The 12,078-nt window shown below is 40.3% G+C and carries 11 protein-coding genes; 4 read left to right on the plus strand and 7 right to left on the minus strand.

Annotated features, from left to right (window positions below; genetic code table 11):
* Both RI557_RS06300 and RI557_RS06305 read left to right on the plus strand, forming a co-directional pair.
* The coding region (locus RI557_RS06300) for a GatB/YqeY domain-containing protein (protein WP_310682770.1) at positions 1-264 on the plus strand (264 nt) is incomplete at its 5' end.
* Positions 265-462: 198 nt separating this feature from the next.
* Positions 463-1,458, plus strand: a complete 996-nt coding sequence (locus RI557_RS06305) for an aminopeptidase (protein WP_310682771.1) — start codon at positions 463-465, stop codon at positions 1,456-1,458.
* Positions 1,459-1,547: 89 nt separating this feature from the next.
* Here RI557_RS06305 and groL read toward each other — a convergent pair whose 3' ends face one another.
* The 7 genes from groL to miaB form a co-directional block, all read right to left on the minus strand.
* Positions 1,548-3,194 (minus strand): chaperonin GroEL, encoded by a 1,647-nt coding sequence (gene groL / locus RI557_RS06310; RefSeq protein WP_310668738.1) that lies wholly within the window; start codon positions 3,192-3,194, stop codon positions 1,548-1,550.
* Positions 3,195-3,231: 37 nt separating this feature from the next.
* The gene (gene groES / locus RI557_RS06315) at positions 3,232-3,510 is read right to left on the minus strand and encodes a co-chaperone GroES (RefSeq protein WP_310668739.1); all 279 of its coding nucleotides are present in this window, start codon (positions 3,508-3,510) and stop codon (positions 3,232-3,234) included.
* A gap of 179 nt (positions 3,511-3,689) precedes the next feature.
* Complete coding sequence (gene secG / locus RI557_RS06320; RefSeq protein WP_151169896.1) at positions 3,690-4,112, minus strand: preprotein translocase subunit SecG; 423 nt, start codon at positions 4,110-4,112, stop codon at positions 3,690-3,692.
* A 6-nt stretch (positions 4,113-4,118) separates the two neighbouring features.
* The gene (locus RI557_RS06325; RefSeq protein ID WP_310682773.1) at positions 4,119-5,069 is read right to left on the minus strand and encodes a hypothetical protein; all 951 of its coding nucleotides are present in this window, start codon (positions 5,067-5,069) and stop codon (positions 4,119-4,121) included.
* Positions 5,069-5,572 carry an LptE family protein gene (locus RI557_RS06330; protein ID WP_310682775.1) on the minus strand — a complete coding sequence of 168 codons (504 nt, stop codon included), beginning with the start codon at positions 5,570-5,572 and terminating at the stop codon, positions 5,069-5,071. The genes RI557_RS06325 and RI557_RS06330 overlap by 1 nt, the downstream gene beginning before the upstream one ends.
* A gap of 1 nt (position 5,573) precedes the next feature.
* On the minus strand, positions 5,574-6,824 hold the full coding sequence (locus RI557_RS06335; protein WP_310682777.1) for a sigma-54 dependent transcriptional regulator: 1,251 nt from the start codon (positions 6,822-6,824) through the stop codon (positions 5,574-5,576).
* Position 6,825: 1 nt separating this feature from the next.
* A complete protein-coding gene (miaB, locus tag RI557_RS06340) occupies positions 6,826-8,286 on the minus strand; it encodes a tRNA (N6-isopentenyl adenosine(37)-C2)-methylthiotransferase MiaB (protein WP_310682778.1) in 1,461 nt (486 codons plus the stop codon).
* A gap of 222 nt (positions 8,287-8,508) precedes the next feature.
* Between miaB and topA the strand changes: the two genes are divergently transcribed.
* Together topA and RI557_RS06350 are read left to right on the plus strand one after the other, a co-directional pair.
* Complete coding sequence (gene topA / locus RI557_RS06345) at positions 8,509-10,863, plus strand: type I DNA topoisomerase (RefSeq protein ID WP_310682780.1); 2,355 nt, start codon at positions 8,509-8,511, stop codon at positions 10,861-10,863.
* 2 nt (positions 10,864-10,865) lie between these two features.
* Positions 10,866-12,035 carry a formimidoylglutamase gene (locus RI557_RS06350; protein WP_310668745.1) on the plus strand — a complete coding sequence of 390 codons (1,170 nt, stop codon included), beginning with the start codon at positions 10,866-10,868 and terminating at the stop codon, positions 12,033-12,035.
* The last annotated feature ends 43 nt before the right edge of the window (positions 12,036-12,078 follow it).

Genomic DNA, 12,078 nt, shown 5'->3' on the forward strand with positions numbered 1-12,078 from the left:
GATAGTGCTGAGCTTTTCAAGGAGCAGGGGCGTGATGACCTGGCAAAAGATGAAGAACTCCAGGCTGCAATTATTGAAGAATACATGCCTGAGCAAATGAGTGAAGATGAAGTGAGGGCAGAAGTACAAAAAGCGATTGAGCAAACCGGAGCTTCAGGTCCTTCAGATATGGGGAAAGTTATGGGACCTCTTGTTGGTAAACTCAAAGGAAAGGCAGATGGTAAATTGATCTCTTCACTTGTTAAAGAAGAACTCAATAAATAAACATTCTGTCTTTTTAAAAATGATAATAGGGGGGTGTATCAAAACCGAAAAATCTTACATTTTCGGTTTTAAAAAGCTACTTACATAAACTGAAGAAGGAGAAAGTACTGGATTAAAATATTGCAAACAAGGCCTTTTTTATCTCATTAACGCTTTTTGATACACCCCCTTTTTTTATTTCCGGAAATGCGGTTATTAATGTCTAATGCAGTAGTCGTCTTGCTAATCTCAGCACTGGCATTCCTCGATCTCATCGGTTATGGGATTAGGCAGGGTATGGGTCAATTGAGAATTTTGCGAAAAGCTGAGCCGCTTGAAGAGGTCCTGAAAAAGGACGAACTACCAGATGATTATCGCGATAAAATAAATTGGATCAATGAGGTTAAGCAATTTGCTTATGATTCTTTAAAACTCGATAAGACTGATAACTACACAAGTTTTTACGATCATGGTAATGATCCCATTCTCTGGGTTGTTACAGCCACGCCACAGTTTTCACTTCAGCCACATCGCTGGAAATATCCTTTTTTGGGGAGTTTACCTTACAAAGGTCATTTCAAGAAAAAACTTGCTGTAAGAGAGAAGCGAAACCTCGATACATTAGGCTTTGATACACGAATTGGAAGTGTTGATGCCTGGAGCACTCTCGGGTGGTTTTCAGATCCGATTTTGAGCGGAATGTTACAGCGAGACTCGGCAGAGTTAGCCGAACTTATTATTCATGAACTTACGCATTCAACTATTTATTTGCCTTCACAGGCAGATTTCAATGAAAACCTGGCGACATTCATCGGGAGGCAGGGAGCTATGAGATTACTTGCATCAAAAGGTGAGAAAGACCTATTGAAACGTTACGGTCAGAACCTGGATGATGAAGTAACCCTAAGACTTTACCTCAATCGGTCAGCTAAAGAGTTGGATTCGCTCTATCAAAATTTTGATCAGAACCTTTCAGCCAAAGAGAAAAGAACTTTAAAAAAGCAGAAAATAAGATCGATACTTGATGGCTTGTTGCAAGTTCAACTTAAAGAAAAAGAGTTGAATCCGGCTTATTTTAATGCTGACCGAGTGAACAATGCCTTCTTTTCAACTTACCTCACGTATAACGCTTCACAGGATAGCTTACAGTCAGATCTCGATCAAAACTACGGTGGTAACCTGGTTCGCTACATCGATCATTTCAGAGATATTTGATAGCAAAGTTTCCGGATCTGACCGTTACCAAATAAAAAATCCCGACCTCAAGTGAAGCCGGGATTTTTATGTTTAACTAAATAGGTTGATTACATCATACCTGGCATTCCGCCACCCATGCCGCCTGGCATTCCGCCACCGGCTGGTTCATTGTCATCTTCTGGTTCATCAGCCATAACGCACTCAGTTGTGAGTAACATGCCTGCAATTGAACCTGCGTTTTCAAGTGCTACGCGAGTCACTTTAGTTGGGTCAATAACACCAGCTTTTAGGAGGTTTTCAAATACCTCAGTGCGGGCGTTGTACCCGTAATCGTCTTTTCCTTCAAGTACTTTTTGAACGATTACAGCACCTTCACCACCTGCATTGTGTACGATTTGGCGTAAAGGTTCTTCAAGTGATCTGCGAACGATTGCAATACCGGTTGTTTCGTCTTCGTTTTCACCCTCAAGTGAATCGATAGCTTTAATACCGCGGATGAGCGCAATACCACCACCCGGTACAATTCCTTCTTCAACCGCTGCACGAGTTGCTGCAAGCGCATCGTCAACGCGATCTTTCTTCTCTTTCATTTCAACTTCAGTAGCTGCACCGATGTAAAGAACAGCAACACCACCAGCTAATTTAGCAAGGCGTTCCTGAAGTTTTTCTTTATCGTAATCAGATGTAGTTGATTCGATTTGCGCTTTAATTTGATTCACGCGAGCATCGATGTTGTCTTTTGCACCATTACCGTTTACGATAGTAGTGTTGTCTTTATCGATTTGGATTTTTTCGCAAGTTCCAAGGTCTTCAATAGTTGTATCTTCTAATTTACGACCTTGATCTTCACTGATTACATTACCACCAGTTAAGATTGCGATATCTTCGAGCATTGCTTTTCTGCGATCACCAAATCCTGGTGCTTTAACTGCTGCGATTTTCAATGATCCGCGAAGTTTATTCACTACTAGAGTAGCAAGCGCTTCACCTTCGATGTCCTCAGCAATGATCAATAAAGGTTTTCCACTTTGAGCTGTTTTCTCGAGGATCGGAACCATATCTTTCATAGTAGAAATCTTCTTATCGAAGATGAGGATGTAAGGATTCTCGAGATCAGCGATCATTTTTTCAGAATCAGTCACGAAATAAGGCGAGAGGTATCCGCGATCAAACTGCATACCTTCAACTGTTTTTACTTCAGTCTCAGTTCCTTTCGCTTCTTCAACGCTGATTACACCGTCTTTACCAACTTTTTTCATCGCCTGAGCGATGAGACTCCCTATTGTGTTGTCGTTATTAGCTGATATAGATGCTATTTGCTCTATCTTGGAGTTGTCATCGCCAACCTTTTTAGAAATTCCAGTCAGGTGTTTTACAACTTCAGCTACTGCTTTGTCAATTCCGCGCTTAAGATCCATTGGGTTAGCACCTGAAGCAACGTTTTTAAGACCTGTTGTAATCATTGATTGTGCTAGAACTGTAGCAGTTGTTGTACCATCACCGGCAATATCAGCAGTTTTAGAAGCTACTTCTTTTACCATTTGAGCGCCCATATTTTGGAAAGGCTCTTTAAGCTCAACTTCTTTTGCTACTGTAACACCATCTTTGGTTACTTGAGGAGCACCAAATTTTTTGTCGATAACTACATTACGTCCTTTTGGACCTAATGTAACTTTTACTGCATTCGCCAATGCATCAACACCAGCTCTCAACTGATCTCTTGCGTCAATGTCGTATAAAATATCTTTAGCCATTTTTATTCAGATTTAATTTTATTCAAAAATTGAATGATTAAACAATTGCGAAAATGTCTGATTCTCGCATGATCAAATAGTCTTTACCTTCAATTGAAATTTCAGTACCAGAGAATTTACCGTAGAGAACGGTATCTCCTTCTTTTACAGTCATCGGCTCATCTTTCTTTCCGCCTCCTACAGCAACCACGTTTCCTCTTTGAGGCTTTTCTTTTGCTGTGTCAGGAATGATAATTCCGCTAGCTGTTTTCTCTTCTGCAGGCGCTGGCTCTACTACCACGCGATCTGCTAAAGGTTTAATATTTAATCCTGCCATTTTATTAAAATTTTAAAATTGATTGTTTTTAAATTTTCAACTGTTACATGGTCATAAAATGTGCCAATAGTGTGGTAGATACATTTTGTCAGCGAGTAGAGAATTTTGGGCAAAAAAAAATGTCAGCATGCTGTCATGCTGACATTTTTTATAGAGTGAAACTATAATGTAATGTCAAATTATTCCTGATCTTCTTCTTCGTCATCGAAGATTGGCAAATCTTCACCACCGCCATTTTCTGCAGGAGCTTGTTGTTGCTGTTGCTGCTGAGGCTGTTGTTGTTGAGGCTGACCCGGTTGTTGTGGAGTTTGTGTTGGTTGAGATTCCATCAACTCTTCGAGTTCTCCTCCCTGGTTTTGATTACCTGTAGCAACCTGTTCTTTTTTCATGAATGATGAAGAAGCGATGCTCAACAACATCAATACAATAACAAGTGTCCATGTAGATTTTTCGAGGAAATCAGTTGTGCGCTTAACGCCACCAATTTGATTAGCTCCTGAAAATCCTGATGCCAAACCACCACCTTTAGGGTTCTGAACGAGAACAACTAAGATGAGTAAAAGGCAAACAACTGCGATAAGTACGGTGAAAAAAGTTGCCATAATTATTTATTTGTCTTGATTATCGATCTTTTTAAGTTGGCCGGCAAAGTAAGCCTTTTTTTCGGGATATTTCAACATGAGTTTGTTGTAGATATTTTTTGCTTTTTCAATATTTCCCTGCTGAGTGTAAATTTTAGCCAATGTCTCCGTCACGAAATCGTCATTATCAACGACATTCATGCGGGAAATGCCTTCTGGTGAAAAGTCTTCGTCTTTGTCGACTTTTGAGATTTGCGGTTCTTCTTTTATGAATTTATCAATCAGCTTACTTTGCTGCTGTTTTTGTTCTTGTTTTTCTTTCTCTCGAACTTTTTCAAGTCTTTCTTTATCTAAGATTTGCAGCCACTTTGAAAATGCCTGTCTTTCATTTGGAGAAAGCTTTTTCTTTTCACGGTCAGAGCCGGACGTTTCCTCAGGCTTTTCTGGGTCTTCGAAAGTTTTGTTTTTCTCAGGAATGTCGTCAGATGTGAAGGCGTAAGCGCTTTCCATTGCGTGCTTGAGAACCTCATTTTCTAACTCATCGAGTTGTTCTTCTTTTTGAGGATTTGCCTCATCAGCAATTTCTTCCTTTTCTCCAGGGATAATTGTGGTTTCGCCTTTTAAAGAATGAAACTGAAGTGGATTTTGAAAAGCTACATCTTCATCTGTAGCGGTTTCTTCTTTTTCAGCTTTAGGTGTCTCGGGCTGTGGTTTCTCAACAGTGCTGGCTATAGTGGTTCTGACCGTTTCCCTGTAAAGCAATTCGTACAATCTTTTGCGATTGGGAATGAGGATAGCCGTCTTTTTTATTTGCTGGCCAGCGTGAAGGTCGTTGTTGTCGTGTAGTTTTTTGGCTAAAAGCAAGTGCGGGAGTGTCATGTAGGGGAAATCACGAACGAGCTGATTGAGTTCTTCAACTGAAATCTGGTTGAGAATATCAATGTTACTCAGTATTTGTGTGATTTTTTGACTATTCATTACCAGTTCCCTATAGCGCTTTGCAAAATATCCTGTGTGAGTTGTTGGTTGATGTCTTCTATTAATTGATCTTCAACTTGCTTTAATGACGCGGTGCTTTCGTAATCCTCAAATTTACTGAATTGTTTTTCAAAGTTGTCTTCTTCATTCAAGGTATTTGTAAAACGTACGCTCACTGTTATTGTCAATCTGTTGAGTGCTGCTTGCTCATTTCCCTGAACAGCAACCGGTGCGTTGTTGTACCCAACTATTTCTCCTTCAAACTGAAGTTCGCCATTATTCTCAACTAATGCGATATTGGTTTGTTGGAGGAAAATATCTTTCAAACTTTCTGTAAAAGCCTGGCTGTAGGTTGGCGGAGCCAGCGGAGCTACACTCGGGAAATATTGAATGCTTACTGTTTCGGCATCAGTACTAATACCGGTGAACGAGTAATTTACTTTGCAGTTTTGAAGCAAAACGGGAATGCAAAGAAGTATTATGGCTGTAAAAAAACGTTTCATATTAACTCAATTCGTACTCTTTAATTTTTCTGTAGAGCGTGCGTTCTGATACGCCTAATTCTTCAGCAGCATATTTTCGTTTGCCGTTGTGTTTTTCAAGTGCTTTTTTGATTAAAATTCTTTCTTGATCTTCAAGGTTTAGTGACTCTTCAACTTCCTGGTGTTGGTGGAAATTAGAGTCCTGGAATTCTGCCTGTGCAGCATTTGCCTCGCTCGTGTGTGCAGGTAATTGTAGAGCCTGGTATTCGGGGTCTTTTGCCGGATCAGTCTCAGCTTCAGTATAAAGCTCTTTGATTATTTGGGTATCCTCATCAGAGATGCTACCATCTTTTAACAAGTCACCAACGAGTTTTTTGAGATCGTTCATCTCATTCCTGAGGTCGAAAAGTATTTTGTAGAGAATTTCCCTTTCGTTTAAGTCACTGTCAGATCCTGAGTTGCTTTGCCTGGTTGCCGGTAGGTTGGATTTCGATAAATCCGGGAGGTATTTGAGCAGTGTTTGAGCACTAACATTTCGTTCCTCTTCTAATACGTTGAGTTGCTCAGTAATATTTTTGAGCTGGCGGATGTTTCCGTGCCAATAGTAGCGTTCAAGCATCTCGCGTGCCTCATCTGAAAGTCTGATGAGGGGAGTTCTGTATTTTTCAGAAAAATCGGCTGCGAATTTTCTAAAGAGAAGATGAATGTCTTCTTTTCTTTTGCGTAGTGGAGGTAAGTGAATAGGAACAGTGTTTAACCTGTAGTAGAGATCTTCTCTAAACTTGCCAGCATCAATAGCTTTTGGGATATCGACATTTGTTGCGGCAACGATTCTCACATCCGTTTTTTGAACTTTTGATGAACCAACCTTTAAAAACTCCCCGGCTTCCAAAACACGTAATAGTTTAACCTGAGTTTCAAGGGGCATTTCAGCTACTTCATCGAGAAATATTGTACCGCCACTAGCTTCTTCAAAATATCCTTTGCGTTCGGTCCCTGCTCCGGTGAAAGATCCTTTTACGTGTCCAAAAAGTTCAGAGTCCATTGTGCCTGATGGTATAGCACCGCAGTTTACGGCTATGTAGGAGTTGTGTTTCCTCGGGCTCTGACTGTGAATAATTTGCGGGATGGCCTCTTTACCAACGCCACTTTCACCGGTAACCAGTATTGATAAATCAGTGGAAGCAACGCGAACAGCTGTTTCCAAAGCCCGGTTTAGTCCATCGTTATTCCCGATGATGCTAAAACGTTGCTTGATGGGTTGTAAATTCATTTTAGGCTGTTGTTAGAACTTTTTCTTCATCCACAACTTCACCGAGTAGTGTGGCACTTGTGCAATCAGTTACTTTCACTTTAACGTACTGCCCTTTTTGGTAGTCTCCTTTTGGGAATACAACCATTGTATTATGTGTATTTCGGCCGCACAAGTCATCATCAGATTTTTTGGATACTCCTTCGATCAGAACCTCAAATGTTTTGCCGAGTTGACGTTTGTTGCTCTCGGCAGAGTGCTGTTGTTGAAGTTGGATAATTTCCTGCAGTCTTGCTTTTTTAACTTCATCAGGAACGTCATCTTCGTATTTCCTTTCAGCTAAAGTTCTTGGGCGCTCTGAATATTTAAACATGTAAGCAAAGTCGTATTTAACTTCCTTCATGAGACTGATGGTTTCGTTGTGTTGCTCATCAGTTTCGCCACAAAAGCCGGTAATGATATCGGTTGAAATTGCACATCCGGGAATGATGCGGTGAATTGCTTCAATTCTGTTCATGTACCACTCTCTGGAATAACCGCGATTCATTTTTTTGAGCATTTCAGTATTTCCACTCTGTACAGGTAAGTGGATGTATTTACAAATGTTGTCGTACTTCGCCATTGCGTGAAGTACATCGTCAGTCATATCTTTTGGGTGAGAAGTTGAGAATCGGATTCTCAAATCAGGGGCAACCTGCGCGACCATTTCAAGAAGTTCAGCAAAGTTCACCGTAGGCTTGGATTCATCCTTGATTCTGCCTTTGCTTGACATGTTCCAGCGGTAACTGTCAACATTTTGCCCTAAAAGTGTCACTTCTCTATATCCGTTGTCATAAAGCTCTTTTGCTTCCTGCACGATAGACTGCGGATCGCGACTTCTCTCACGACCACGGGTAAATGGAACAACACAAAAAGAGCACATGTTGTCGCATCCGCGCATGATAGAAATAAAGGCTGTTACTCCGTTTTTATCGAGACGAACCGGAGAAATATCAGCATACGTTTCCTCTCTTGAAAGAAGTACGTTTACAGCTTTTTGTCCTCCTTCAACTTCACTGATTAAGCCCGGGAGATCACGATAGGCATCAGGCCCTGCTACAAGGTCAACGAGTTTTTCCTGGTCGAGTAGTTTTTTCTTGAGGCGCTCAGCCATACAGCCTAAAACTCCAACAACGAGATTTGGGCGCTCTTTTTTAGCATTTTTGAATTGCTTGAGACGAGTGCGTACACGTTGCTCGGCATTATCTCTTATAGAACATGTATTTAGCAGCACAACATCGGCCTCACTACTTTGGCTAACTGTTTCATAGCCTTCTTTTGAAAGAATTGAAGCAACTACTTCGCTGTCTGAAAAGTTCATTTGACAACCGTAACTTTCCAAATAAAGTTTTTTATTTCCTCCTTTAGTGGAATCTAATAAAGTTACCTCACCTTGTTTGCTTTCATCAATAGTTTTATTTCCTTCGTGCAATCCTTCTATCATGCCTTGTGTGTTTTAGCAATTCTAAGCCCGCAAAAATAACGAATTGCGTGTTGGTGTCAAAATGACAGTTGAGAATGAATTGTTAAAATCATAGGTCATTCCCTTGTTTTTTAGCTTTATGTTAGTTGCGCCTATTGGAAAGAGAAAAAATGTTTGCTTTTCTTTGTAAGCATTCAACAAGGCATTAATGTGCCTGTTAGAGAAAAAAATGTCTAGAAAAATATGAACTTAGTTATAGTGGAGTCGCCTGCAAAGGCTAAAACGATTGAGGGGTTTTTGGGTAAGGATTTTGTCGTGAAGTCGAGTTATGGACACGTTCGGGATTTAGCCAAAAAAGGACTCTCGGTAGATGTTGAAAATGCATTTGCACCTAATTACGAGGTTTTATCTGATAAAAAGAAACTGATCTCAGAACTCAAGAAGTTAGCTAAGAAATCAGAGATGGTTTGGTTAGCAACGGATGAGGATCGCGAGGGAGAAGCGATATCCTGGCATCTTTACAATGTGCTAGGGTTAAAGCCGGAGAATACAAAGCGCATTGTTTTTAATGAAATTACGAAACCGGCTATTACAAAAGCGATTGAAAACCCGCGCAATATCAATGACAACTTAGTAAATGCTCAACAAGCGAGAAGGGTACTGGATCGATTAGTTGGTTTTGAGTTGTCTCCGGTTCTTTGGAAAAAGGTACAGCCCAAACTGAGTGCCGGTAGAGTGCAAAGTGTTACTGTTCGGTTAATTGTTGAGCGGGAGCGTGAAATTGAAAAGTTTACTCCGCAAAACTCTTTTAAAGTATCAGCCTATTTCGATGTTGACGGTACAACTTTAAAGGCTGAGCTGAATAAAAAATTCAAAACTGTTGCAGAGGCAAAGACTTTCTTAAACGATTGCTCAGACAGTAATTTCTCAATTGATAAACTGGAGAAAAAACCGGGTAAAAGAACTCCGGCTGCTCCTTTTACTACATCAACTTTGCAACAGGAAGCGTCCAGGAAGCTCGGATTCTCAGTTGCTCAAACCATGTCGGTAGCTCAAAGATTATACGAGTCAGGTAAGATCACTTACATGCGTACTGATTCAACGAATTTGAGCGATACTGCAATCAAGCAAAGTAAAGCTGTGATCAGTGATAAGTTCGGATCTGACTATCACAAAAGCAGAAACTACGCGACAAAATCAAAAGGAGCTCAAGAAGCGCACGAGGCTATTAGACCAACAAACCTCGGTGTAAATGAGGCTGGAGATGATTCTGCACAAGAGCGACTCTACGACCTTATTTGGAAGAGGACGATTGCCACTCAAATGGCAGATGCTAAATTAGAACGCACAACTGTTACTATTCCCGTTCAGAACCGAGACGAGGTTTTTACGGCTAAGGGTGAAGTAGTAAAGTTTGATGGTTTCCTCAAAGTTTACGTTGAGTCGACTGATGATGAACACGAAGAGGATAAGAAAAATACTCAGGGGTTATTGCCTCCATTAAAAGAAGGTCAAAACCTCGATCTCCAAAAAATTGATGCAATTGAAAGGTTTACGCACCATCCACCACGATATACTGAAGCAAGTTTGGTTAAAAAGCTCGAAGAGTTAGGGATTGGAAGACCTTCAACTTATGCACCAACAATCAGCACAATTCAAAAGCGCGGTTATGTTGTAAAAGAAGATCGTGACGGATACGAGAGGAAATATAAGCACTTAACGCTTAAGGAGAGTGAGGTCAAAGAAGAAGAGAAAAAAGAAAACACAGGTGCAGAGCGCAAAAAACTGTTCCCAACCGATATAGGTGTGGTGGTAAATGACTTCTTAATCGATAACTTTAACAAGATTCTCGATTACAACTTTACTGCTGAGGTAGAAAAAGAGTTTGACGATATTGCCCAGGGCCAGCTGAAGTGGAATAAAATGATCGATAATTTTTATGGTCCGTTCCATTCAAATGTAGAAAATACTCTCGAACATTCAGAACGCGCTAAAGGGGAACGTCACCTGGGAGATGATCCAAAAACTGGAAAGCCAGTTTATGCAAAGATCGGTCGTTATGGCCCCATGGTTCAATTGGGTGAAACGGAATCTGAAGAGAAACCGAAATTTGCCTCTTTGCGAAAAAATCAGAGTATCCAGCAGATTTCACTTGACGAGGCGTTGGAGCTTTTCAAACTCCCAAGAGAACTCGGTGAGTTTGAAGGTGAAAAAGTATCAGCTAATGTTGGTAGATATGGTCCTTACGTTAGGCACAAAAGCCTTTTTGTTAGCTTGAAAGAAGACGATCCTATGGAGGTGAATCTCGACAGAGCTATTGAGTTGATAAAAGAAAAACGCGAGCAGGCTGAGAAAAATAAAATCAAGACATTCGAGTCAGAGCCCGATTTACAGGTTCTGAAAGGTAGGTACGGACCTTATATAAAGTATAAGAAAAAGAACTTTAGAATACCTAAAGATGTAGAGCCTGAGGAGTTGACACTGGAAGATTGCATGGGGATTATTGAAAAAGGTGGAAAGTCTGGAAAAGGGAAAAAGAAGCCGGCAAAATCAACTAAATCAAAGGCTAAAAAGAGTACTAAAGCTAAGAAGAAATAACGATGGATATTGCATTTTACTTCAATGAGGTAGATGCTCAACTCATGAAAAATGGGAAGGGCGACCTCGGCTCCATAATTGAAAAGCACGGAGATGGTGAGCTACCATCAATTACTGAAGGTGTTCAAATAGTTTTATTTGGAGTTGGAGAATCACGAAATGCATTATCTAATAGAGGGTCAGAACACGGAGCAAATTATGTGAGGAGCTATTTGTACAAGCTCAAAAAGACTTCAGGGTTTACGTTACCGATTATAGATTTGGGAAACATTCTTGGAGGCGAAACAGTTTCTGATACTTATTATGCCGTTAGTTCTGTAGTAGCTTATCTTGTAAAGCGGAACTGTATTCCGGTAATTATTGGGGGAACACAGGACCTGACATATGCAAATTATCTCGCTTATGAGAATTTGGAGCAGGTTGTAAATTTAACGACTATCGATAGGAAATTCGATATGGGAGTTTCACAGGAAGAGGAAATCAATAATGAAAACTTTCTTAGTAAAATCTTGCTCCATCAGCCAAACTACTTGTTTCATTATACCAATATCGGTAACCAGAGCTATTTTGTAGCTGAGGATGTGAAAGACCTTATTGATAAACTCCACTTTGATGAGTTGAGGCTTGGCTTATGTAGGCAGGACATGAAATTGGTGGAGCCGCTTGTTCGTAATTCAGATATTGTAAGCTTTGATATGAGCTCTATAAAAGGGAGCGATTCACCGGGGAACGAAGTTGCCGGGCCAAATGGATTTACAAATGATGAATGTTGCCAGGTAGCAAGATATGCGGGCATTAGTGAAAAAGTCACGTCAATTGGTTTTTACGAGTACGATCCTGAGTTTGACCACCAGGGGATATCAGCACATGTTCTGGCTCAAATGGTTTGGTACTTTATAGATGGCGTAAATTCTCGAAAAGGTGACCTTCCTTTAATGAATTCGAAAAACTACCTTAAATACAGAGTACACATTGATAGTTTTGATGAGGATCTTGTCTTTTTGAAAAGCGTTAAGACAGATAGATGGTGGATGAATGTTCCTTTCCCTTCTCCAAAAGCGAACAGATTCAAAAGACATCAATTGGTGCCCTGTAGTTATGAAGATTATCAGGAAGCCTGTAAAAATGAAGTTCCTGATTTGTGGTTAAAAACCTATCAAAAATTCTTGTAGTATTTAATTTATTCAAAAAATCAATCTGTTTAAGTTATCACAC

The sequence above is a fragment of the Salibacter sp. genome (assembly GCF_031581065.1).
Taxonomy (GTDB): Bacteria; Bacteroidota; Bacteroidia; order Flavobacteriales_G; family Salibacteraceae; genus Salibacter.

Bases quoted from the DNA above. Each gene is read 5' to 3' on its own strand.
- RI557_RS06305 (WP_310682771.1), top strand. From the start codon at position 463: ATGTCTAATGCAGTAGTCGTCTTGCTAATCTCAGCACTGGCATTCCTC.
- groL (WP_310668738.1), bottom strand. From the start codon at position 3,194: ATGGCTAAAGATATTTTATACGACATTGACGCAAGAGATCAGTTGAGA.
- groES (WP_310668739.1), bottom strand. From the start codon at position 3,510: ATGGCAGGATTAAATATTAAACCTTTAGCAGATCGCGTGGTAGTAGAG.
- secG (WP_151169896.1), bottom strand. From the start codon at position 4,112: ATGGCAACTTTTTTCACCGTACTTATCGCAGTTGTTTGCCTTTTACTC.
- RI557_RS06325 (WP_310682773.1), bottom strand. From the start codon at position 5,069: ATGAATAGTCAAAAAATCACACAAATACTGAGTAACATTGATATTCTC.
- RI557_RS06330 (WP_310682775.1), bottom strand. From the start codon at position 5,572: ATGAAACGTTTTTTTACAGCCATAATACTTCTTTGCATTCCCGTTTTG.
- RI557_RS06335 (WP_310682777.1), bottom strand. From the start codon at position 6,824: ATGAATTTACAACCCATCAAGCAACGTTTTAGCATCATCGGGAATAAC.
- miaB (WP_310682778.1), bottom strand. From the start codon at position 8,286: ATGATAGAAGGATTGCACGAAGGAAATAAAACTATTGATGAAAGCAAA.
- topA (WP_310682780.1), top strand. From the start codon at position 8,509: ATGAACTTAGTTATAGTGGAGTCGCCTGCAAAGGCTAAAACGATTGAG.
- RI557_RS06350 (WP_310668745.1), top strand. From the start codon at position 10,866: ATGGATATTGCATTTTACTTCAATGAGGTAGATGCTCAACTCATGAAA.